Annotated in this window: 20 protein-coding genes; 11 read left to right on the top strand and 9 right to left on the bottom strand. The window is 42.1% G+C overall.

The window, feature by feature from the left end:
* Positions 1-142: 142 nt before the first annotated feature.
* Both BM378_RS02570 and BM378_RS02575 read left to right on the top strand, forming a co-directional pair.
* Positions 143-901 (top strand): hypothetical protein, encoded by a 759-nt coding sequence (locus BM378_RS02570; RefSeq protein ID WP_074988523.1) that lies wholly within the window; start codon positions 143-145, stop codon positions 899-901.
* Between the two features lie 42 nt (positions 902-943).
* Positions 944-1,204: a hypothetical protein gene (locus tag BM378_RS02575; RefSeq protein ID WP_143104559.1), complete on the top strand. Its 261-nt coding sequence runs from the start codon at positions 944-946 to the stop codon at positions 1,202-1,204.
* A 476-nt stretch (positions 1,205-1,680) separates the two neighbouring features.
* Here BM378_RS02575 and der read toward each other — a convergent pair whose 3' ends face one another.
* The 9 genes from der to ndk all read right to left on the bottom strand — a co-directional run bounded on the left by der (position 1,681) and on the right by ndk (position 12,202).
* Entirely contained in the window at positions 1,681-3,150 is a 1,470-nt protein-coding gene (der, locus tag BM378_RS02580; RefSeq protein ID WP_036972413.1) for a ribosome biogenesis GTPase Der, read from the bottom strand.
* A gap of 75 nt (positions 3,151-3,225) precedes the next feature.
* The gene (bamB, locus tag BM378_RS02585) at positions 3,226-4,404 is read right to left on the bottom strand and encodes an outer membrane protein assembly factor BamB (protein WP_036972412.1); all 1,179 of its coding nucleotides are present in this window, start codon (positions 4,402-4,404) and stop codon (positions 3,226-3,228) included.
* Between the two features lie 9 nt (positions 4,405-4,413).
* On the bottom strand, positions 4,414-5,034 hold the full coding sequence (locus tag BM378_RS02590) for a YfgM family protein (protein WP_036972411.1): 621 nt from the start codon (positions 5,032-5,034) through the stop codon (positions 4,414-4,416).
* Positions 5,035-5,058: 24 nt separating this feature from the next.
* Positions 5,059-6,333 (bottom strand): histidine--tRNA ligase, encoded by a 1,275-nt coding sequence (gene hisS, locus BM378_RS02595; RefSeq protein WP_036972410.1) that lies wholly within the window; start codon positions 6,331-6,333, stop codon positions 5,059-5,061.
* 132 nt (positions 6,334-6,465) lie between these two features.
* A complete protein-coding gene (gene ispG / locus BM378_RS02600) occupies positions 6,466-7,584 on the bottom strand; it encodes a flavodoxin-dependent (E)-4-hydroxy-3-methylbut-2-enyl-diphosphate synthase (protein WP_036972409.1) in 1,119 nt (372 codons plus the stop codon).
* Positions 7,585-7,589: 5 nt separating this feature from the next.
* Positions 7,590-8,447, bottom strand: a complete 858-nt coding sequence (locus BM378_RS02605) for a RodZ domain-containing protein (protein WP_074988525.1) — start codon at positions 8,445-8,447, stop codon at positions 7,590-7,592.
* Positions 8,444-10,354 carry a type IV pilus biogenesis/stability protein PilW gene (gene pilW / locus BM378_RS02610; protein WP_074988526.1) on the bottom strand — a complete coding sequence of 637 codons (1,911 nt, stop codon included), beginning with the start codon at positions 10,352-10,354 and terminating at the stop codon, positions 8,444-8,446. The genes BM378_RS02605 and pilW overlap by 4 nt, the downstream gene beginning before the upstream one ends.
* Positions 10,355-10,467: 113 nt before the next feature.
* Complete coding sequence (rlmN, locus tag BM378_RS02615) at positions 10,468-11,598, bottom strand: dual-specificity RNA methyltransferase RlmN (RefSeq protein WP_036972406.1); 1,131 nt, start codon at positions 11,596-11,598, stop codon at positions 10,468-10,470.
* Positions 11,599-11,770: 172 nt separating this feature from the next.
* Complete coding sequence (gene ndk, locus BM378_RS02620; RefSeq protein ID WP_036972405.1) at positions 11,771-12,202, bottom strand: nucleoside-diphosphate kinase; 432 nt, start codon at positions 12,200-12,202, stop codon at positions 11,771-11,773.
* 242 nt (positions 12,203-12,444) lie between these two features.
* Here ndk and BM378_RS02625 point away from each other — a divergent pair, with 242 nt between their 5' ends.
* The 9 genes from BM378_RS02625 to BM378_RS02665 all read left to right on the top strand — a co-directional run bounded on the left by BM378_RS02625 (position 12,445) and on the right by BM378_RS02665 (position 24,918).
* Positions 12,445-13,041, top strand: a complete 597-nt coding sequence (locus BM378_RS02625; RefSeq protein WP_036972404.1) for a hypothetical protein — start codon at positions 12,445-12,447, stop codon at positions 13,039-13,041.
* Positions 13,042-13,445: 404 nt separating this feature from the next.
* Positions 13,446-14,057, top strand: coding sequence for a hypothetical protein (locus BM378_RS02630; protein ID WP_036972403.1), 612 nt, complete (start codon positions 13,446-13,448; stop codon positions 14,055-14,057).
* Positions 14,057-16,690, top strand: coding sequence for a WD40 repeat domain-containing protein (locus BM378_RS02635; protein WP_074988527.1), 2,634 nt, complete (start codon positions 14,057-14,059; stop codon positions 16,688-16,690). Before BM378_RS02630 ends, BM378_RS02635 begins: the two co-directional genes overlap by 1 nt.
* 70 nt (positions 16,691-16,760) lie before the next feature.
* Entirely contained in the window at positions 16,761-17,051 is a 291-nt protein-coding gene (locus BM378_RS02640; protein ID WP_074988528.1) for a hypothetical protein, read from the top strand.
* Positions 17,029-17,244: a hypothetical protein gene (locus BM378_RS02645; RefSeq protein ID WP_074988529.1), complete on the top strand. Its 216-nt coding sequence runs from the start codon at positions 17,029-17,031 to the stop codon at positions 17,242-17,244. The genes BM378_RS02640 and BM378_RS02645 overlap by 23 nt, the downstream gene beginning before the upstream one ends.
* A gap of 488 nt (positions 17,245-17,732) precedes the next feature.
* A complete protein-coding gene (locus BM378_RS02650; protein ID WP_036972400.1) occupies positions 17,733-18,314 on the top strand; it encodes a hypothetical protein in 582 nt (193 codons plus the stop codon).
* 14 nt (positions 18,315-18,328) lie between these two features.
* Positions 18,329-19,873: a S8 family serine peptidase gene (locus tag BM378_RS02655; RefSeq protein ID WP_051501882.1), complete on the top strand. Its 1,545-nt coding sequence runs from the start codon at positions 18,329-18,331 to the stop codon at positions 19,871-19,873.
* 224 nt (positions 19,874-20,097) lie between these two features.
* Entirely contained in the window at positions 20,098-21,483 is a 1,386-nt protein-coding gene (trhP, locus tag BM378_RS02660; protein WP_065979595.1) for a prephenate-dependent tRNA uridine(34) hydroxylase TrhP, read from the top strand.
* Positions 21,484-21,609: 126 nt separating this feature from the next.
* Positions 21,610-24,918 carry a bifunctional diguanylate cyclase/phosphodiesterase gene (locus tag BM378_RS02665; protein WP_074988530.1) on the top strand — a complete coding sequence of 1,103 codons (3,309 nt, stop codon included), beginning with the start codon at positions 21,610-21,612 and terminating at the stop codon, positions 24,916-24,918.
* The last annotated feature ends 5 nt before the right edge of the window (positions 24,919-24,923 follow it).

The raw sequence follows: 24,923 nt of genomic DNA on the forward strand, positions 1-24,923 counted from the left end.
CATTTTTCAAAACGTATGCAACAACGCGTAATTGAAAAGTATCAACCGATTTTTAGAGCGTGGTATTACGGTGTACCCGAAACGGATTGTTGGAACAAAATGACTTGCCAAGAACATATTTTAAAGCCAAGGGAAGCTGAATATGAAGGATTATAAGCGTAAAACTGCACTGCAATTTTACTGTGTGCTACTGGCGTGTTTTTTGACAACAAGTTGCACTACGGTATTCGATAAGGCGCATGGCTATCGTGGACCCATTGTTGTGACGATTGAAACAGAGGATGGCTCAGTGCCAGAATTCCCTTTTTTGATAGAGTCCGTGTACACAGAGTCATGCGGTCACAGTAGTTGTGGCATAGACTCCGGTTATAGATACTTTAAAACCACGCATGCTAATGAGCCAATTACCTTCCCTCGTGAGCGTTTGGATTTATTACAGCCCAACGCCTATGCAACAATTCTTTTTAAGGTTACTCATCCTAATTATCACTACAATGTATTTACGCGAGGCTTTGGGCCCACTGATGCTGATGACCCCACTCATATCACGTTTACCGTTAAGCCGTTTACTGAACAAATGAAAAAAGTAGCTGGCTGGGCGACTGGCCCTAAGCAAGACATGCAAAACTTTACACCTGATAGCAGGGAATATAAAAAAGCAGACATTCTGTATCGCCAAGCGCGCTTTAATTTAGGAGATATGATCACAAGGCACATTACGGTGATCAAAACTATGTACTTACCTCATTTTTCAAAACGTATGCAACAACGCGTAATTGAAAAGTATCAACCGATTTTTAGAGCGTGGTATTACGGTGTACCCGAAACGGATTGTTGGAGTATGGTTAAATGTAGAAAGCAAATTTTAAAGCCAAGGGAAGCTGAATATGAAGGATTATAAGCGTAAAGCTGCACTGCTTTTTGGGGCGGTAATGGTATTTAATTGTGCAGCGCACGATACCAATACCAGCCCAATACCAGCCACCCACGTATTACAGAAGCAGTTTATTTTTCAATGCTAGGCCTAGATAAAGAAAGCTTTTCTTACTACCAGCTTTATCAAACCCAACCAGGTTATGTCACTAAGCTTGTGGGGGATGCGCACCTAATAAAATTTTTTTTAATTTCAAAAAATACTGAAAATGGCTACTTAATCCAGGTCATCGATAAAAAATATAATTACTCAGTCAATAACGACGGATAATACTGTAACAATAGACACGATAAATTACTTAAGTATTTTAGCTGATGGAGGAGTTCTCCAGATCATTCATCCAATAGAAAAAAAGGAAATATATACACCTAAATTTTTAGATTTTATTACTCATAAGATTGATATACAGCTGAGTTGTTGGTGCGCTGATGAAACATACCCAGAGGAACAAGATTTATCTTTAGTTTATCTCCACTTTGTTGATTTAAAAGAACACTATATTAAGAATGTAGATGTTGTTAGTCGGAGAAAGGCTATTGAAGGAAGGAGTCGAGCACTTGATTCTCTCGTTGCCGTCGCAAGCTCTAGTGTCAATGAATCAAGGAAGCTACATAAGAGCCAAGTAAGTCAAATGAAAAAAGAGATGGGGAAGATAATAGGTGATTTATATGTTGATCAAAGCTTAAGTTACTAGTAAAAACCTTGTAGGCAAATGCGTACAAGGTTTTTTCATGACCGAATAAAGTTTATGACTTATTGCGGTTTTCTTTCGCAAATGCACGTATTTTACGTTTTTGCGATAAGGTCACTTTATTGGTGCGGCCTGCGTATGGGTTATCACCTTCTCTAAATTCAATTTTGATAGGTGTGCCCATGATATTCAATGCTTTACGATAGTAGTTCATTAGGTAGCGTTTATAGCTATCAGGTAAGTCATGAACTTGGTTACCGTGAATAACGATACGTGGTGGGTTATAACCACCGGCATGCGCATATTTAAGCTTAACACGACGGCCACGAACGAGAGGTGGCTGATGATCCGCTTGAGCCATGTCCATGATACGACGTAGCATTGCAGTACTAATACGCTTAGTCGCAGACTCATATGCTTCATCAACTGATTCAAATAAGTGACCCACACCGGTGCCGTGTAACGCAGAGATAAAGTGTAAACGTGCAAAGTCAATAAAGCCTAAACGACGGTCAAGCTCAGATTTGATTCGCTCTTTAACGTAATCGTCTAAGCCGTCCCATTTGTTTACGGCTACAACGAGCGAACGACCTGCATTTAAGGCAAACCCTAATAAGCTTAAGTCTTGATCTGAAATGCCTTCGCGAGCATCAACAACCAGTAATACAACGTTTGCATCTTCAATAGCTTGCAGCGTTTTGATAACAGAAAATTTCTCAACAACGTCGCTTACTTTTTTACGCTTACGAACACCAGCGGTATCAATAAGGATGTACTCTTTGTCATTACGCGTCATCGGAATGTAGATAGAGTCGCGCGTAGTACCTGGCATATCGTAAACGATAACGCGTTCTTCACCTAAAATACGGTTAGTCAGCGTAGACTTACCCACATTTGGGCGACCAATGATTGCGAGTTTTACAGGTTTATCTGCAAATGCTTGTTGGTTCTCTTCGCTGTCGTCGTCTTCACTGTAAAGATCAATTAATTCGTCATCACTTTCTTCAACATCATCGTTTTGTGCAGCCATTTCAGCGATAACTGGTTGAAGTGTTGTTTCAAGTAACTGCGTAATACCACGACCGTGAGCCGCGGCAATGTGGTGAATATCACCCAAGCTTAATTGAAAAAACTCTGCACAGTATGAGTCAGCATCAATACCATCTACTTTGTTTGCGACAACAAAGCATTTCTTTTGCTGTTTACGTAGGTGATTAGCAATTGCTTGGTCTGCGGCTGTCATGCCTGCGCGCGCATCAACTAAAAATAATACGATATCGGCTTCTTCAATCGCGAGTAACGATTGCTCGGCCATTTCAGTTTCGATACCTTGCTCAGAGCCGTCAATACCGCCCGTGTCTACCACGATAAATTCATAGCCATCATAGTCAGCTTGGCCATATTTTCTATCTCGTGTTAAGCCTGGAAAATCGGCAACGAGGGCGTCACGAGTACGTGTTAAACGGTTAAATAATGTGGATTTGCCCACATTGGGTCGCCCAACAAGAGCGATCACGGGAAGCATAAACTACCTCTTTAAAAAACAACAAAAGGCTTCGCCAAGCGAAGCCTTAGAAAAATAACGTTTACTATTAGTAAGTTAGTCTGGAATTTTAACCGCGCTAACTTCACCATCTCGGGTGTATAAAATTAACTTGTCACCGGCAACAACAGGCTCAATAAAGAAACCTGAGCTGTCAAAGTCTTCACGCGATACAAGCTCGCCCGACTCTTTATCTAACCAGTGTAGGTTACCTTCTTGGTCACCCAATGCTAAATATTTTCCAGCAACTGTTGGGCCTGTTAAGTACCAGCCACGTAGAGCAGGTTGGCTCCAACGTTCAATACCAGACACTTTATCTAAGCCGTATACCACACCGTTGCTGTCAACAATATAGATATATTGGCTGTCCATCGATAAATCACGGTAGCTGCTGTACTCACGTTTCCATACAACATTACCAGAGCGAATATCCACGGCTGCTAAGTTACCATTATAGGCGATAGCATAAGCATATGGGCCGCTAATTAAAGCTTGTGTATCGACATCAACTAAACGCTCAAACTCAGAAGCCCCTTTTGGTGACGCAATTTCAGCGCTCCAAGCAGAATAACCGTTTTCTGAAATTAATACGTTGAGCTTGCCTGTTTCAAGGCCTATTAATACCCCACCATTCGCAACCGTTGGTGAGCTTTGGCCACGCAGTGTTAGTGGCGGTACTTCTTGCTCATAACGCCAGCGTTCTTCACCTGTGTCAGGGTGAATGGCCAGTAATTTACCAGAACCCAAATTAACGAATATTAGGCCATCGCCCGCAGCTGGTTTTGAAAGTACTTCGCCCGGCACTGTTTTGCGCCAAATAATTTCACCCGTTTCGCGGTCAAGAGCAGTTAAGTAGCCGTGCTCAGAGCCAACGAATATTTTACCATAAGCTTGTAAAATACCGCCTGATAATTTAGCGCTCTCAGATGTTTCCCAAGGCCAAAAAGCGGGGTTTTCACGTACATCGGTATGCCAAAGAGTATCGCCATTTTCAAGCGATAAGGCTTCTACTTCACCTTCACGGTTGGCAACATACACAACGTCGTTATATACCGCTGGAGTGAGGCGAGAAAAATAGTGCTGAACACCATCACCAATCGACTCTTGCCAAACAACCTTTGTTTCAAACTGATTAACAATTTCTGGTAATACTAATTCATCTTCGTCATCACTTGATGAACACCCCGTTAGGGTCGCAATACACAGAGCAAGTGTTGCCGCTGTTAACTTCTTCATCTTAACCCCTTATGCCGCTGGGCTAGTTTGTGCTAAGTCATCAAGTTTAATTTGTAATAACGGGTTATTTTCAAGGCCACCTTTATCAGCCGCAGCTTGATATTGGCTGCGCGCTTGGTCTTTGTCACCTTGTGCAGCAAACACATCGCCTTTTAATTCCGCAACCGTTGCAGCAAATGATTCTGGTAACGTTGAGTTTAATGTTGCTAATGCTTGCTCATACTGCTTTTGTGCAAGATGAACACGAGCAAGACGCGTTGCAGCTGTGGCTTTTAACTCGGTGTTTTTCTCGTGCGTGATAATCCAATTAAGTTTTTCACTTGCCGCATCAAGATCATTTTTTTCTACAGCTTCTTTAGCTGCAACGAAAGCAACTAAGGTACTGTAGCTTGATTCATTATTATCTTTGATAAACGTTTCTGCTTTGTCTAGCACGGCACCGCTATCAACAAGTTGAGTGAATGAGTCTGATGCATTTTCAGCACTGGTGATTTGGTGTTGATTATATGCTTTCCAGCCATACAAACCACCTAGGCCTGCGATAATACCCACTGCCAGTGCGACACCGTTTTCACGAAAAAAGCGTTTAATCGCTTCTGCTTGTTGTTCTTCTGTTGAATAAATTTCCATGCTTACCTCTGTTGCTAACTGAACTTAAATAAGTTCAGCTAGTAGCGTTTTCGCTTCTTCTAGTTTTAAGGTGACTTGTTCTTTACGCTCACGTAAATATTTTACAGTCACAACGCCTTGTTCTAATTCATCTTCGCCGATAATGAGCGCAACTAATGCATCGCTTTTATCAGCGCGTTTTAATTGCTTTTTAAAATTGCCGCCGCCAGCGTGAACCATCACTCGAAGACCCGCCACATCTTTGCGAAGTTGAGCTGCGATGATAGGCGCTTGAATACTGGCTTTGTCGCCCATGGCTGCCAAATATACATCAGCACTGCGACGAATGTCACCTACACATTCTAATGCTTGTAGTAGCAGAACTAAACGTTCAAGACCCATTGCAAAACCAACGGCTGGGGTTGCTTTACCACCTAGTTGCTCAACTAGGCCGTCGTAGCGACCACCGGCACATACGGTTCCTTGTGCGCCCAGACTATCTGTCACCCACTCAAAAACTGTGCGGTTGTAATAGTCAAGGCCACGTACAAGCTTTTCGTTTACCGTGTATTCGACGCCAGCTGCGTCTAAACGTTCACATAAATTTTCAAAATGTTCTTTTGATTCAGCATCTAAATGCTCAGACAGTTTTGGTGCATCAGTTAAGATTGCTTGTACATCTGGATTTTTACTGTCTAAAACACGTAATGGGTTAGAATACATGCGACGTTTTGAGTCTTCATCTAGCACATCAACATGTTGCTCTAAGTAGGCAACAAGGGCATCGCGATAGTCAGCGCGTGCTTCATTAGAGCCTAATGAGTTAAGCTCTAGACGAACGTGTTCGCTAATACCAAATTCTTTCCATAATTGGGCTGTAAGCAAAATAACTTCTGCATCAATATCGGCAGTGGCAATGCCGAATGTTTCTAAACCAAATTGGTGGAATTGGCGATAACGGCCTTTTTGTGGACGTTCATGGCGGAACATCGGTCCCATGTACCATAAACGTTGCTCTTGATTGTACAGTAAGCCATTTTGGTTACCTGCACGTACACACACCGCGGTTCCTTCAGGGCGAAGTGTTAGGTTATCGCCATTACGGTCAGCAAATGTGTACATTTCTTTTTCAACGATATCAGTAACTTCACCAATAGAGCGTTTAAAAAGATCGGTTGACTCAACAATTGGAAAACGAATTTCTTGATAACCAAACGATGAAACGGTATCACGTAAGATATTTTCTACTTTCTGCCAAATCTGCGTGTCGCCTGGCAGACAATCGTTCATACCACGAACTGCCTGAATTTGTTTTGCCACTGATAAATCCTAAATACTGTACTTGCGTAAATAATCATTACGCATCAAGAAAACTAAAAATTGACCCGCTATTATAACGTCTGAGCGGTAAAGGTAAACGGCAAACCGCTGGGTTTGCCGACTATATTCGTATTATTCAACTATTTTGATGTCGATTGGCGTTTCTTTCTCTTTTTTAGCGATAAAGTCGCGCACATAGCCTTCGAGCTGGTCAACAATGTTGTCGTTATCGATACGTGCTTTTTGACGCTCGCCATTAATGTAAAGGCCTGAACGACGGTTTGCACCCGCAAGGCCAATATCACTCACGAGGGCTTCACCCGGACCATTAACCACACACCCAATGACAGACACTGACATGGGTTCAACAACGTCTTCAAGACGTTCTTCGAGTTGGTTCATCGTGCTAACAACATCAAACTCTTGACGCGAACAGCTTGGACACGCAATAAAGTTGATACCACGCGAGCGAATACGCAACGATTTTAAGATATCGAAGCCAACTTTGATCTCTTGCACTGGATCAGCCGCAAGTGACACACGTAATGTGTCGCCAATACCTTCGGCAAGCAGCATACCTAAACCCACTGCAGACTTGACTGAGCCAGAACGCATACCGCCAGCTTCCGTAATACCTAAATGCAGTGGCTGATCAATTTCTTTGGCAAGGAGTCGGTACGCACCGACCGCTAAGAATACGTCTGATGCTTTAACCGAGACTTTAAATTGATCAAAGTCTAAACGTTGCAAAATCTCAACATGGCGCATTGCTGATTCTAGTAATGCTTCGGGCGTTGGCTCGCCGTATTTCTCTTGTAAATCGCGCTCTAATGAGCCGCCATTTACACCAATACGAATGGGTATATTGTGCTCGCGTGCAGAGTCTACCACTGCACGAATACGTTCTTCACTGCCAATATTACCTGGGTTGATACGTAAACAATCTGCGCCATACTGCGCTACTTTTAGTGCAATGCGGTAGTCAAAGTGAATATCAGTCACCAGTGGAATAGTGACCTGTTCTTTTATGCTTTTAAATGCTTCAGCCGCTTCCATGGTAGGCACTGAAACACGAACGATATCGGCTCCAGCGTCTTGAATGGCTTGAATTTGTGCAACCGTTGCATCGACATCTAATGTGTTGGTGTTAGTCATCGACTGAACAGCAATCGGTGCACCATCACCAATGGGGACATTGCCTACGTTAATGCGTGTCGATTTTCTGCGTTTAATAGGAGATTCTGAAAACATTGCGGTTACTCTGATAACGGTAAAGTAAATTTAGCTAATCGGTTTTTGGCAAAATGTGAGGTGTCGACAGGTTGACCTTCAAACGTAATATCAACCATTTGGTGTTTGCCTAGCACGACATTAAATGGCTGTGGACCTGTGACAGTCATGACGTAGCCGGCTTTTTTTACGCCAAATGCTACGCGGTCACCGTTGCCATCGTGAATTTCAACCCAGCTGTCTTCATTAAAGTGCATGACAATGGTGCTTTGTTCAGGATCGCTTGAGCTTGCTTGCTCTGGTGTCACAGGCGGTGTTGTCGCAGAGGCTGGTTCAGACTCTGCAACAGCTAAATCAGTACTGATTGGTGCTGCACTTTCAGTGTGTTCTTGGCCAACGGGAGGCTCTTGAACAGAGGACGAAAGTTCACTTGTTTCAAGTTGATTTGGCTGAATTGTCTTAATGGGCTCTTCAATCGCTGGTGCGCTATTTTGCCACCACCAAAAAACAGACGAGCCAATGATCACAGCTAAAATAAAGTAGCTGAACAACATTAAGCGGCTGTCATGTGCTTCTTTTTCAGTACGACGAGAGAAACTTTGCATTTTTGACTTTTTCGCAGGTTCTATCTGCTCAGGCAGTAATGCAAGCATGGCTTGACTGTCAATTTTAAGCTCTCGGCAATAACTTTTGATATAGCCTTTAACAAACGTGGCAGGGCCAAGTAACTCGTGTTCGTCGTTTTCTAGTCTCTGTAATTGTAAAACAGATAATTTTAATGCTCCGGCAAGTTGCTCAAGGCTCACTCCCGCATTTTCGCGGTGCTTTTTTAGCGCTTGGCCGAGCGTTTCTTGCGGTTGTTCTAACGTGTTTTCTTCATTCATAATGCGTATGAGTCTGGGTCTACCAATAAGAGTCTATGCCCAGGTTTTAGGGCTACATCTGGGCTCAATTTGTTCCAGCGCATTAATTGATCGATCAATACGCTATGCTGGGTGGCTATGCCATAAAGAGTATCGCCAGCGTTAATGTCATGGTAAATGTGCGGATCATTTAAATAGATTTTTGTGCCGTTTTGCACACGATCCGATTCTTTTAAGCCATTCCATTGCAAAATCTTCTGTAGTTTAACATTGTATCGCACCGAAATGCTAAATAGGTTTTCACCATTTTGAATAACATGGTAAGGAATATTTAATGCGGCGACACTGGGGTTCAGCATGGGCAGTTGTAATTGCTCTGTGCTGACGCTGTAGCGCGTGTTACTTGTTTGCGCAGAACGAGAAGAACGGGTGTTAAATACATCGGCATCTTTTTCTGCTTCGTAAAAAACCACGGTGCCAGTGTCTTTTTTCACAGCGTTTGTAGATGGCTCAATTTGCTGTTTTATTTCAGGTGTTTGTGGAGCACCAAATGAAACAATTTTTACGTCATCACTGTTTGTTTGTGTGGGCTCAACTGCTGGCGTTGTGGTTTGTGATGAACCAAGTGCATTCACGACTGCTGAGGTATCGTTAGCCACCGCGGTTTTTACTACTGGGCGTGATGACACGGTGGTAAAACCGCCTATTTTAGGCTGCGTTTTTTGTACGGTTGCCACTGGCTGTTGTTTAGGTGCCGTGACAGCGGCCTCTTCTTCGACTGCGGCCTTTTCTTCCACTGCGGCAACGTGTTCAATATCAGCTTGCGCAACTTCAACAGATTTTACTTCTGGTAATGAGTCTGCGGGCGTTGGCATGGTTGCCACAGGTTGTGTGTCTGTTGGTTCTGCAGCGACAGACACCGCTGCTGATTCTTCAGTTGCGACAGGTTTAATTGTCGCGACAGGCTCTATTGTTGTGTTTGCAGCTACTGTTGTGCTCGCCGAACTGGGTTGTTGTGGCTTAGGCGGTGCTTTTTTCTTTACGATACGGATTTTTGGCTGATCTTTACTTACCGACGAGTAATCGCTTGAAATGAGCAGTTCTTCTAATTGAGAAAGGCGGTATTTTTCTCGTAAAATCTCAAATTCAGTGCTCTTTAACTGCTGAGAGGAGATGGCTTTAGCTTCACTTGAGCCGGGGTAAGTTTGTAAAATAATGGCCGCCGTGGTTTCTGCTTTTTCAATGTGGCCCATGCGTTGTTGAATAAGGTAACTTAGCATTAAAGCGCGAGGAGTGACGCGGCCTGTAGATTCAAATTGCTCCACGACTTCCTGTGCTTTATGTAAGTCGCTTTTAGCATAATATAAACCTGCAAGGTTTATTAATGATGATGGGCGTTGTGAGCTGTGGCTTAATGCTGATTTAAAATATTTTTCAGCATTTTCAAAATCATTAAACTCAACGGCGCATAACGCTAAGTTTTCGTAACTTTCGGCTACACGAATATAGCTTGGAATCGCAATGGCTTTAAGGAGTTCTTCTGCGGCGCGGTCATATTCACCGATACCACATAAAAAGACCCCATAGTTATTTAAGGTATTAGGATCGTCGGGATCAAGTTTTAATGCTTGTTGATAGGCCCTGTCGGCCAACTCATTTTCATCAACTTGCTGATAATAATATGCCAGAGAATAGTGTACTTCAGGTAGTTGCGGTGCGAAGTCAGCTGCACGCTCCAAATTATACTTTGCTTGCGAGTTATTGCCTGTTTTTAAGTACTGTAAAGCAAGGGCTATACGAGTACGCGCGGCACCAGTATTATTGATTTTATTTTCAACAACAGGTTTGTTACTTCCGTTGTAGCTGTTTTCTGTGACACACCCAGCTAATGCTAAAGCACTAACAGTTATGGCAAGTAAAGATCGCATTACCTAATCTCTTGTTTGATTCCGTATGCCTATCTTACCGAAAAGCCTTTGTCTTGCATCTATTATTTTAAAAATAAGCTGCTTAACACAAAGGCTTGTCTTGGATTTAACGATTATGCTTGATGAATATTAACAGCAATTGCGTTGTCATCGCGCATTTTCTTTTTCGCTAAACGCTTTGTTCTGTCAACCACATCGCCCACTAATTGACCGCAGGCTGCATCAATATCGTCACCACGAGTACGTCGAACAATACAGGTAATGCCTGCCGCTTGTAGTACTTTAGAAAAACGGTCAATACGGCTATTACTTGAGCGACCATATTCGTTGCCAGGGAATGGGTTAAACGGAATAAGGTTTACTTTCGACGGTGTCCCTTTTAATGTTTTAACCAGTTCATGGGCTTGGTCGGTGCTGTCGTTAATGCCTTGCAACATGACGTACTCAATAGTGACATCTTTATTCGCTTTTGAGCCATCGATGTAACGACGACACGCCGCTAAAAACTCTTCAATTGGGTACTTTTTATTGATAGGCACTAGCACGTCACGCAGCTCGTTGTTTGGCGCGTGAAGAGAGATGGCCAACGCAACGTCGATTTTTTCTTTTAGTAAATCAAGAGCAGGAACAACACCAGATGTGCTCAGTGTAACGCGACGCTTTGATAGACCAAAACCCCAGTCATCCATCATCAGTTCCATTGCTGGCACAACATTCTTAAGGTTTAAAAGTGGCTCACCCATACCCATCATTACAACATTAGTAACAGGGCGTTTGGTGCTATCGCCATCAAGGCCAATATCTTTAGCAACACGCCATACTTGGCCAATAATTTCAGATACCGTTAGGTTACGGTTAAAGCCTTGCTGCGCTGTTGAGCAGAAAGTACACTCTAGCGCACAGCCTACTTGTGACGATACACATAAGGTTGCACGGTCTTTTTCAGGGATCCACACAGCTTCAACTTCTTGGCCACCTTGTAGCAATAAGGCATATTTAATTGTGCCATCACTTGCTACTTGTTTTACTGAGATCTCGGGTGCAACAATTTCACATTCAGCCTTAAGCTTTTCTTTTAACTTTTTATTGACGTTGCTCATGTCGTCAAAATTATCTACACCAAAATGATAAATCCATTTCATCACCTGATCGCCACGGAACGGCTTTTCGCCGAAGGATACAAAAAGCTCACGCATTGCATCTCGGTTTAAATCTAATAAATTAATCTTTTTTTCTGTGGTCATGAAACAACCTCAATCAGTGACGGTGGTATAAGTATTTAGGGTGCGCGATTGTATATTATTTAATCGACTTAGTCATTAGCTAAACAGACGAATAATAAGCTTAGCTAATGACTAAAAAAGGGCTCGAAAGCCCTTTTTCTTCTGCATCACAGACTTAGCTGTGAACTCGATATTAACGAGTACGTGGGCAGATTTCTTCGTCAGCGAAGAAGTATGCGATTTCACGTGCAGCTGATTCAACAGCGTCTGAACCGTGAACAGCATTTTCGTCGATGCTGTCAGCGTAGTCAGCACGTAATGTACCTGCTAGCGCTTCAGCTGGGTTAGTAGCACCCATGATTTCACGGTTTTTAAGTACAGCGTTCTCACCTTCAAGAACAGTAACCATTACTGGACCAGATGTCATGAACTCAACTAAAGCACCGAAGAAAGGACGCTCGCTGTGCTCAGCGTAGAAGCCTTCAGCTTTTTCTTTTGAAAGGTGAACCATTTTAGCTGCAACGATCTTAAGACCTGCAGTTTCGAAACGGTTGTAGATAGCGCCGATGTGGTTTTTAGCAACTGCATCAGGTTTTACGATTGAAAAAGTACGCTCTAAAGCCATCTTTGTGCTCCAATAATTTTATATATAAAAGGTTAAATATTAACGGGCGCGAATTATACGCGCTTTACGCTAAAATTCCTAATTTTATTAAATAGAGCATAGATGGCATTTTTATGATCCTTTTGGCGATTGCCCTAAAAGGCTGCCTTTAATTCAATTATGACTGCAAAGTTGTTACTGCAGAGGGATTTTGAGCTATTATTTTCAGCAAGGAAAATAGAGTACTAAAATAAGGAAAAACAATGAAAAAACTTCTTTTAATAGGTTTACTTGCTAGTGTTTTAGCTGGCTGTAATTCAGATTCAAATGATGAATTAACATGTCCGCCTTCACCTGTAGCCATCGATATTGCTAACTACGCTGTGGTAGCTGAACAGGATAGCGCAAATACACTTACACCCATTGCCTTTGACACCTATAAAATCAAGCTAAGCGGAATGGGTGACGGTGTTTATCAAGACGGTAACGAACCAGATCCTAATAAAGAATACGCTGATTGCCCAGTGGCGGCTGTGGTGCTTGGCAGTATTAATAGCATTACTGCAATTAATGTTTATTCAAGCGCCGATTATAGCAGCGAACTAACGGCTGGTATGAGCTTGAATAGTATCTTCAATGTCACAGAGATGTATGTGAATGACTTTGACTACTTTAATGAGGGAGGCTATGCCAGTGTCGCTGATTTTGCTGACATATTACCTACTACAGCACCTGTGTTTATTGAACTAAAACCAAATCAAGCGCCTGAACTGCAAAGCAGTCATATTTTTTATATAGATATTTATTTTGCAAATGGTAAAACGTTCACACTCGAAACAGAAGAAGTTGCGCTTTTTTAGGCAATCATAAAAGGCACTAGAACTAGATAAGTGAAGTTACTTTGCATATCGCTACTTTACTTATCTAGGTGGAACATTCCTTTTTACAACCTTATTTTTGTTAACATTTCATTCACTTTTGCGCTGTTAACGTATACCAATGTGTTATGCTGCTATAAATTTAACTTTCTGAATATATAGGTTTTAAATTCACTTTTCTTCTTTTTACCCTACCTTAAAATAAAAAATAAGCACCTTTTAAATTGTAATCGAAATGTTAAATTTAAGTGTACAAAAGGCTACATTTTTTTGCGTGAACTCTTGTCTTTATTCAACCATAAATAATTAGTGATTAGGTTTTTTGTAGTTATAAATCCTGATTTAAAACAATAAATACACGAATTAAAGAATGATAGGAGATATGAATGAAACTACGCAGGTCATTAACCAAGCTGTCATGTGCATCTATTTTTGCACTAGGCACTGCGATGGCATTGTCGCCAGCTGCCAATGCAATGAAATTAAAGCAACAAAACTTACAAGAACTAACGCAAGCATCTCAAAGTATTATTACTGGCGAGGTTATTAAAGTAACCGATGGGTTTGACAACAAGCGTCCTTACACTGAAGTCACTATTCAAGTTGGGTCTGATGCAAAAGGCAAATTAAAAGAAAACTCGACCTACACTTTTCGTCAATTTGGTTTAATTAAGCCTCGCTCAATGGGCAATGGCAAAGTGTATTTAGGGGTTACTCCAGATGGTTTCGCAAAGTGGCATGAAGGTGAAAACGTCATTGCTTTTATGTACAAACCAGCTTCTATTACCGGTTTTCAAACAACTGCGGGCATGGCACAAGGTAAGTTTGTTGTACGCGATGGCAAAGTCGTAAACGAATTTGCAAATGCCGGTCTATTTGAAGACATGGATACATCTAATTTTTCAAATGAAGAACGCAATATGCTCACCAGTCCGGGAGCAGTTAAGGCCGATGTATTTATAAATTTGGTGGGTAAACTGACTGGAGTACAACAATAATGAAATTTTCAAAAATTACAGCAGCCCTTGCCTTAGCCACTCTTTCAGCCAGTTCACTCGCTGGCGGCCCTTTATATATTCATGATAAAACCATGGCACCGTATAAATGGGACACCTCCAAAGGCACTATTCCTGTATGGACGGATGGTGGTCAAGTTATTAAAGACAAAGACGGTAACGACGTTCAGGCTTTTACCATATTAGAGCAAGGCACGACATTCAATGTCGATATAACTTTACCAGATGGCACTGTGTTACCAAAATACGTTCCTTTAGACCGAGATTACACTTTTCTAACGATTGAGCAGGCGAATGCAGTCACAGCAGATGCTGTCGCACAGTGGTCAAATGTTGAAACTTCAACCTTAGACATGGCACTTGCAGGCACAGTTGAAAGTCAAACCGGTATTAGCGACGTTAACGCTTCTAATGTTGACCAAATATATGGCGCCGAAAACGGCTACGGTTTTTGGGTTAACTATGATACTGACGGTGCGATCCTCGAAAATTACTTTGGAGTTCCTCGTTCATCTGTGCTCGGTATTGCTTTTCCTGAATGGGCAGATGAAGAAACGGGTGAAATTCTAGAAGCAACTGCGCTGATGAATGGATGGTATGTCGATATCAACGACACCGAGGGTAAGATGATACAAGGCGTATTTACTCATGAGTTTGGCCACGCGATGAATATGTCACACTCACAGGCAAATGGTCACTTTACCTATATAGCTAACCCAAACTACCTTATGTATGATGGTGTTGCTGGTTGTGCGGGTACGAATTCGTACACTGGGCGGAATAGTGCGCCTGTCGACAGTATCGAAACAATGTTTCCATTTATTAATGTACGTGGTATCGAGGGCGAAGCACAGGGTACGGTCAATGTACGCGATGATATCGTCAATATCTCTGATTTATATCCAACTGCGGATTACAAAACCAAATACGGAACCATTAAAGGAAAACTTTACACCAAAGAAGGTGTTGAGTATGCAGGCATGAATATGGTTGCCCGTAACCTCGATAATCCATTGCAAGACGTAATCACCCAACAAAGTGGGAATATGACCCAAGGGCGTATAGGCCCTGATGGCTCATTCACAATCAACGGCTTAACGCCTGGTGGCCGCTATGCGCTGTATATGGATCCAATTCGTGCTGGCGGCTACCCCACGACACCAACCGATATCATTTCTGAAAATGAATATTGGAATGAAGATGAAGGCACTTCACCAGCGCTTGACAATGCGTGTAACATGACCGAAATCATTGTCGCTGGAGGTGAAACTAAAGAAGTTGAAATGTACTTCAATGGCTATCAAGATGGTATTCAATACACCCCGCTTGTGGCAGCCTGGGTAAGCGATCATGCAAAAAATGGCAAGAAAGCATTAGGTACTACTCAGGGTGGTACACCATTTATTTATAACAGCACACAGAATACTTTTGAAACACTGGAGACGCCGCAAGGTTTTGCGCCTTTAAAAGCCACTTCTGCTGCGATGAGTAAAACAGCCACAAAGGCGGCAGTTATTGCTGATCTTGACGGTAACGGCATTGGTCAAGGTGCAGTATGGGATATCAGTTCAGGCCACCTCTCTGTGCTTGAAGACCCAAGCAATAACACCTGTGCGCTGGCAAGTCAGTCAGGTGTGAGTTCGCACTCTATTTGGGATATGGATGATGCTGGTAAAACCGTTGTTGGTAATTCTCGCCGCCCCAATACTGGTGGCGTAGAGTTTGCACCAGACAAGGCGTCAAGTTCATATGGCGTTCCAACAGTCTGGGATGTTAAAACAGGCAAAGCAACACCATTAACTGATGGCTTAGAGTTTATTCCTCGCTCTTGGGGAGATGGCTATGAAGTACGTATTAATGGTGAGCGAACCGAAGCATGGGTGCGTGCAGATAAAATTTCTGGTAACGGTAAAACAGTGACCGGCTCAGGCAACAACAATAACTCTCAGCTTGCGTGGGTGGATGGTAAGTTACGAGACCTCTACAAGGACTTCGGAGCACTCAACTCTTCTGTAATTTCTTATGATGGTGAGCGTATCGCCTTTGGTGCACAACGTGGATTTGGCCGTCGAGCGTTCGGTGAGGGGGTGAAAGTCTGGAATGCTAAAACAGATGAAGTGACTAATCTCGGTGGTCTACGTTGGTGCGAAGATGTTCCATACTATCAGTTCATCTACAACCTATGTGCGGCACCTTATAATATGAGCCATGAAGAAATTGCTGAAATTGCTGGTTTACCATTGAACATGGTACTTGATGCCAATGATGATTTATCTGTTATCACAGGCCGCCTGCTTATCAATGGCATGCCTGCTGGTTCGACCATCTATATGGAAGGTATTGGTTGGATGACAGGTCAGGAGTTCTTTGGTAAGCAAGGTGTCGTAGAAGCGAAAAACTTCATGACCAATGGCATTTTCGGTGTCAGTGCCAACGGCTCCGAAATGATGGCTGGTATTGTCGGGCTTCCCACACCAGTGACCATTGAAGTCGATGCCAACAAAGCCTTTGTATGTAAACATGGCATAAACCAAGAACTAAGTTTCCCGAAACAGGTTGTTGAAGCGGTGAAAGGCGGAGCAGAGTTTGGTCGCTGTGAACACATAGATGACTAGTATTTTGCTAGGTTAGTGGATGGCCCACTCAAAATGTGGGCCATTTTATTGTTACAACAAAGAATTGTTTATGTTTAAAAATATAATAAAAATAATGTGCTTATTATCTGTGATTGGCACAGCTGAAAACCTACATGCGCAAATCAATCAAGAATCGAACCCTGTAGAGGCTGAGTTTCCAACTGAACTTGAGACAACATGGGAACTTGATGAGGCTGCATCAATTGAGTACGCAAAGCGCTCTGTGTACTGGAATGATAATATCGCAAAGTTACTGCCTAAACTCATAGCGACGAATAAACAAATAAAATATCGTTTTAATGAAAATGAGCTGGTGAGTGAGTGTACTCGAAGACACTAAGCAGAAAATAGCGATTACCTTAAATAAACAAACCCTTACAACGTTTTTATTTAACTTTCAGCATGATGACAAGCAAGGTCATTTGAAAGTTGAAAAAGCGGCGGGCGGGCGAATTAACATTCAAGCTGAAGGCTTGCTTGGCTATCAATTTCTGTTGTGGAAAAAGCGCCGCGAACGCTTAACAGGCGTGTAAAAATTTTTATGAGAATGGCTTTGCTGTTAACATAACTAAATCAAAACCAATTATCCTGGATAGTTAATTGCGTTTGATCTAAAAAAGGTGGCCATAGGATTGGTCACCTTTTTTTCTTTTCTCTGTTAGTTTTTCGTGTTTCAAAGCCACTCATCTCATTAAGCGAATGGGTATCACAATGCACTATAAGCACAGTGCAACAGTGTTTAATTAAGATCTTTTAATGTGCTATTTGGTGCTTGATTACACTTTGGTACAAACTGGTACATATGAACGCTGTGTGAATTTAATTTTAACAGATTGTAAATAAAAGCGTTTTTTCTGCTTACATTTGTGCTGTTCATTTTTGCTTATTTCTGCGTATTGAATTCTCTTATTGGTTGCTCTAATACTGTGCTGTCGCTCTTAACTAGATGTATATACTAGAAATATTAGTTTGCGTCACAGTGGATAAAACGATAATGAAAACAAACTACAAGGAAAAAAATATGAAACTAACACAGTTAGGGTTGTTAATTGCAACAGCCGCTATATTGAGTGGCTGTGCAAAAATAGATGCACGAGTGTCAGCTGGTGGAACGCTTAATTCAAAAGGCGGAGCGGGCAAAGCTGTCTTTACTGCGCATGCTGCGCGATGCGATGGTGATGTATCTGGACAGGTTAATTATAAGGATTTAACAGCAATTGATTGGCAGCAAATGGGCGGTGTAGCGTTTAATGCAAACGTGTATGGTGCTGGATTATGCAGCGAAGAGCCCGTTGATCCTGAGGGCGCAGAGTCGGGTGATGAGCGTTTGTACTGTAAGCAAGATATTTGCACTGAGGGAATGTATCAGGTGGAGTTTAATTATAGCTCAACCAACCCAACAGCGCCGGGAGAGGGCGTTGGCTTTGCCTGTATGATGGATATTTCAGAAGGCGTTAAAACAGGGATTGGTGCAAACGGGCTCTTAAATGTGATGTTGCTTGAGTCTGGGCCATATCAAGGTTACAGCAATGCAGGAACAATCAGTGGTAACGTTCAGTTGCATGATTGCCCAGCGAGCAAAAACGATAATACTGCACAATAACAAGGAGCCCAACGATGATTAATAAAAAAACAGTACTTGCTGCAAGTGTGGCTCTCGCATGTAGTTTCCCCAGTTTTGCAGAACAGACGTTTCGCATAGTGGTTGAAGCGAACAATAATAAAGCGTCAATTGTGAAATCGGCACTTCAGGCTAAAAATGTCAAAATAGAAAAAGAAATTAAGTCACTCGAGAGTTTTGCAGTCACTATTAATAAGGCGCAATTGGCAGAGATAGCGGGTTTATCCAATATTAAAGCGTTTTACCCCGATGTACCTCGTAAACTGATGTCAGAAGAGCCGATGCAGTTCTTACCTTATGGCTATACGATGGTTCAGGCAGATAAAGTGCAGTATCAAGGCGGTCAAAAAGTGTGTGTCATTGATAGTGGTTATGCATTAAGTCACCCTGATTTACCGAGTGCGGGCGTGACCGGTTCAGCGGATGGTGGCGCGGGTGTTTGGTATGAAGACCCATTTGGTCATGGCACGCATGTTGCGGGCACGATTGCTGCAATTGATGACAACAAAGGCAGTGCAGGTATTGTGGGTGACCACTCTCTGGATATGCACATTGTGCGTGTATTTGCAGGCAACGGTAGTTGGGCTTATGCCTCTGATTTAGCTGGGGCCATTGATGAGTGTCAGCAAGCGGGTTCAACAGTGATCTCCATGAGCTTAGGGGGCAAATATTCAAGTCCGATTGAAGAAAGAGCAATTAATAAAGTGGCGCGTAATAATATTTTAATGATTGCAGCTGCAGGTAACTCAGGCGATGCATCACACAGTTATCCTGCGTCTTACGATAGTGTGGTTTCAGTTGCCGCCGTGGATAGTGTTAAGCAACATGCAAGCTTTTCGCAGCGCAGTTCACAGGTTGAGTTATCAGCGCCAGGGGTTGGGGTGTTCTCAACAATTCCTGTTGGTAAAGGACGTTTTTCAAAATTTAGTGTAATGCAGGATGATGTGAACTTTCAGCACTATGCATTGGATGGATCACGTTTTGGCTCGGTCACAGGTGAGCTTGTCGATTGTGGACGCGGCACCGAAAGCTGTGGTGATGTAACAGGCAAAATTTGTTTAGTTGAGCGTGGTGATAGCCCGTTTTATAGCAAGGTTGAGCAATGCGAAGCCGATGGCGGGGTGGGGGTTATTATTCGTAATAACATCGAAGGCCAGCTTGTGGGTAATATTAATCCAACGACACTGGTTGTGGGCGCGGTAATGATGAATGAGGGGCTTCATTTAATGGAGCAACTAGGGCAAGAAACCACAATAAGTGTTGCCGAGTTTACAGATCATGACTTTAAGTCAGGCACTTCAATGGCCACACCTCATGTATCTGGCGTGGCAGCTGTGGTGTGGAGTAATTTCCCTGAATGTACTGCAAATGGTATTCGCTTAGCGCTTCGTGCGTCGGCGGATGATCAGGGCGAGGCTGGGTATGATCATGCTTATGGCTGGGGGGTTGTTCAAGCAAAAGCCGCCGTTGATTATATTTCTGAGCATGGCTGTAGTGCGCCAAAAGGCGTGTTACGCGGGGGCGATGGCTCGGCTCATTAATTCACGAGTTATAAGATACATTGTTATTGATACCAAAGCGCCAAAAGGCGCTTTTTTTCGTTGTGATTCGCAAGCAGCAATGTTTGGCGTTAATTAGCGGCTTAGTTACCTGCAATTATGATCTAGATCAATAAAATATAGTCACAGATTATTATACTCCCGCGCTCGTTAATCATATTAATTCATGCAACCGACTTGTACTCGGTTCGATGTGTGGAGCATTCATGTCGTCACCTATTTTGACCCCTCGCCCTTTTACGCCTGAGTTGTTATCACCCGCAGGTAGTTTAAAAAATATGCGTTATGCTTTTGCTTATGGCGCAGATGCCGTTTATGCAGGTCAGCCTCGTTATAGCCTTCGTGTTCGTAACAACGAGTTTGATTTAGATAACTTGCAAATCGGTATTAATGAGGCACATGCACAAAATAAAAAGTTGTACGTTGTGTCGAACATTGCTCCCCACAATGCCAAAGTAAAGTCGTATTTACGCGATATTGAACCTGTGATCGCAATGCAGCCAGATGCGCTGATTATGTCAGATCCGGGCTTAATTATGCTGGTCCGTGAAAAATGGCCAGACATGCCAATTCACTTATCTGTACAAGCTAACGCAGTTAACTATGCCACGGTAAATTTCTGGGCAAAACAAGGCATTGAACGTGTTATTTTGTCGCGTGAATTATCACTTGAAGAAATTGCAGAAATACGCGAATTATGCCCAAGCACAGAGCTTGAAGTCTTTGTTCATGGGGCATTATGTATGGCGTACTCTGGACGCTGTTTGTTATCGGGTTATATTAATAAGCGCGATCCTAACCAAGGCACGTGTACGAATGCATGCCGTTGGAATTACGATGTAAAACCGGGCACCGAAAACGAAACGGGCGAAATGGTTCATAAAATTGATCCTAAATCAGTGATCCCCACACTCGGTGAAGGCGCGCCAAGTAATGAAGTCTATATGCTGGAAGAGCAAGGTCGCCCTGGTGAATACATGCCTGCATTTGAAGACGAGCATGGCACTTACATCATGAATTCAAAAGACTTACGCGCCGTACAATATGTTGATCAGCTTACAAAAATGGGCGTACATAGCCTAAAAATTGAAGGGCGCACAAAGTCTTTCTATTATGTGGCGCGTACCGCACAAGTTTACCGTAAAGCAATTGATGATGCGGTGGCTGGGCGTCCTTTTGATGCAAACTTATTTAAAACGCTTGAGAACTTAGCACACCGAGGTTACACCGAAGGCTTTTTAAAGCGCCATGCACACCAAGACTATCAAAACTATGAGTACGGTCATTCGGTATCAGATAAACAACAGTTTGTTGGTGAAGTGCTGGGGCGTACTAGCAATGGGTTGGTTGAAATTGATGTTAAAAATAAATTTTGTACGGGTCACTCGCTTGAGTTAATGACTCCTAAAGGCAATATTAACTTTAACCTTGAGTTTATGGAAAACAAAAAGGGCGAGTCAATCAGCGATGCAAAAGGCTCAGGCCATATTGTAAAAATCCCTCTACCGGAAGATATTGATTTAGACCACGCAATTTTGATGCGTAACCTCGATGCTAATCAAGATACACGGAATCCTTTTAATAAAGGTTAGTTTTCATTCTGTTGCGCTAAGCAATAGTTAGCGCAACACCGACAGATTTTTTCATTATTTATCTACACTTAACTGTTATTTTTACTATCCTTTTTAGTAATACTTATAAAAATAGTTAAAAGCTTAGTGAAACAGTTTGTACATACTTCTCATCATAAAGAACTTGTAAATACCTTACCTTACATTGGTGTCGGTGTGTTGCTATTAGCCATCGTACTACTGCTAGAAAAGGTCGGTTTAATTGCTACTGAACCTTTTTATGTAGGCATGCATACCAGTGTTGAGCTTTTCTCAGTTGTTATTTCATTCTTAATTTTTGCTATTGGATGGAATACATGGCACTTCACCCGGAATAGCAAGTTATTGTTGCTATCTTGTCTTATGCTGTGTGTTGCTATTTTTGATGCGTTGCACTTTTTGAGTTTTTCAAGTGTCAGTGATCACGAGAAAAACATGGAGCAAGTGTTTGCTTTTTGGCTGTTTGCCCGGTTTTTTAATGCCGCTGCATTTTTAGTGATTGCAACCGCTATTTGGCTGAATTATAAGCTGTTTAATGCGCGTGTTGTGCTGAGTACTTTACTTAGTGTGACCGCGTGTATTGTGGCTGTTGTATTTTATTTTCCCGATTGGTTGCCCACGTTGTACATTGAAGGAGGTGGCAGCAGTCAACAAAAGTGGCTGATAGAAATAACACTGATTACGCTCTACAGCCTTGCTGCGTGTATGTTTGCATCGCAATTAAGAAAACCAAGAAACACTCTAAATATCGCCGGGAAAACACTTGTTTGTTTGTTGGCGATATTAAGTGAGGCGTGTTTTACGCTCTATAATGATGCCTCGCATGTAACCGATACACTTAACTTCTTTGGTCATATTTATAAAGGTTTGACCTACTTTTTATTATATAAAATCGTGTTTGTTGAAACCGTCATCAAACCTTACGCTGATCTTGAAAATTCAACAGAGCAGTTATCTGCAACGCTCACCGCTTTACCCGATTCTGTTTTTGAGCTTGAGCGAGATGGCACGTTTAAAACTATTTACAGTGACAATTCGCCGAGTCGTGTCTTTTCGAACAATGTGTTAGGTCACAATATTTGTCAGCTTTTTGCTCCTCAATATGCACCGCAGTTTATACACTCACTGCAACAAAATCATTTATTTGGATTATTTACTATCGATGCATTACCTCTCTTAATTAATGGACGTACGCATCATTTTGAATTCTCTGTGACGTTGTTTACTTATGAAAATGAGCATGAAACTTATTTAGTTGTCGCGCGTGACGTAACAGAAAAAATAGGGCAAATGGCAGCACTGCTTCAACAAAGTAAGTTTAATAAGGGATTGCTTACATTGACCGAAATTTCGTTTCAGGAAGATCAAGAAACCTTGCTTAATTATGCCGTTGAGCAAGCCCGTGAAATTGCAAATTGTGATGGTGCATCGCTCTATATTTGTAATGAACATAAGCAGCTCGCTTACCGTGCGGTGCATGGCTCAAAACTGGATGTATGTACCAGTAAGTTGCAAGAAAAAGTCGCTGTTGGAGAAGCAGTCATTGTTAATCGCAAGCAAGCAAAAGAGTTTGGCTTGCCAAGTAATGCCAGCTCTTTGCTGGTGGTGCCGGTTGTGCGTCATGGCAAATGTCAGTTAGCGATTATTTTGCAACACACAGAAAAAACATTTTCAGTGCATGATAAAAACATGCTCACCGTGTGGGCTGAATCAGTGTGGCAGTGGTTTAATAAAATCACGTTGAATAAACGCATGCATATTTTATCTCAAGCTGTAGAGCAAAATCCGCACCCTATTATGTTTACGAATACGGATGCCAAAATTGAATATATGAATCGGGCGTACTTAGACATGTGTCAGTATGGTTACGATGAACTTATAGGCCAAAGTCCGAACATGATCAGCGCAGGTCAAACGGATTTAGGTGTTTATCAGGGGATGTGGCAACAGCTAAATAATAAACAGGCGTGGGTTGGTTCATTGGTTAATAAAACTAAACACGGAGATGCTATTGTAGAGCAAACAACCATATACCCCATTTTTGATAAACAAGGAGCAATCAGTAATTACATTTCTTTTCAACATGATATGACTAAGCAAGTCGAAAGTGAAAGCTTAATACATCAGCTTTCTTACTTTGATCAGCAAACAGGGCTTGCCAATCAAGTGAAGTTACAAATGGAATTTGAGCAGGTCATAAAAGCGCATGTCGGTATTAAATCAGCCTTTATCTTAATTGGCTTAGACAACTTTAAAATTCTTAATAAGGCTCTGGGAATAGGGAATTGCAACTTAATACTGCAGAACTTGAGTGCAAGAATGAGTAATTTTATGGGGGAGCAAGTCATGGTTGCGCGTTTACAAGGTGACCGCTTTGCATTTATTACCCCCTATACGTCGACAGAAGAGATTGATAAGTGTGCTCATAACTTACTCAAAGTGATCAGAGAACCCTTATCAATTAACGACGAGTTAATTGTTGTAACGGCCTCGATAGGGGTTGCCCTGTGCCCGCTGGATGCCAGTGACTTTGAATCTTTATTGCAGATGGCTGAGTCGGCTATGTTTGAGGTGAAGAAACTAGGCCGTAATAATGTCTTGTTTTATGCTGAAGAAATGAATAAAGCAGGTGTGAGGCATGCTCAGATCATTAATGCTATCAATTACGCACTAAAAAATAACGAATTTTCACTCGTATTTCATCCTCAAATAGAACTAGCAACAAACAAAATGGTAGCCGCTGAGGTTTTATTGCGCTGGCATTCAGCTTCGTTAGGCTGTGTTTCACCCGCTGAGTTTATTCCGATTGCAGAACGTTGTGGCCGAATTAGTGACATTGATGATTGGGTTTTTGAAAATACCGTAAAAACGATTCGTCAATGGCGCGATAATGGGATGCCAGCGCTCACTTTTGCCATCAATTTATCGGCTACCAAATTTGTTAAAAAGAACTTGCTACGTAGTTTGACCACGGTACTGCAAAAATATTCCATTGAGCCGAGCTGTATTGAACTTGAGCTGACTGAGACGATTGCGATTGGTAATCCACAGTTTGCATTAAACACGATAACTAAACTGCGTGAAGCTGGATTTAAAATGTCGATTGATGATTTTGGGACGGGTTACTCATCAATGGGTTACCTTAAGGAATTTGCACTAGATAAGTTAAAAATTGATAAGTCATTTATTGATAATTTAGAACATCCAACTAAAGCAGATATTGCTATTGTAAAAGCCATGATTGATCTGGCGAAAGCACTTGATATGGAGTCGATAGCAGAAGGCGTTGAGTCAGAAAAACAATTACAAACCCTAAAAGAGTTAGGCTGCATTCAGATCCAAGGTTATTACCACAGTAAACCAATGCCAATTGATGCGTTTTATACATACGCTACTCATGAACGCGATAAGAATTGACGATT

The organism is Pseudoalteromonas lipolytica, from assembly GCF_900116435.1.
In the GTDB taxonomy this organism is placed as follows: Bacteria; Pseudomonadota; Gammaproteobacteria; order Enterobacterales; family Alteromonadaceae; genus Pseudoalteromonas; species Pseudoalteromonas lipolytica.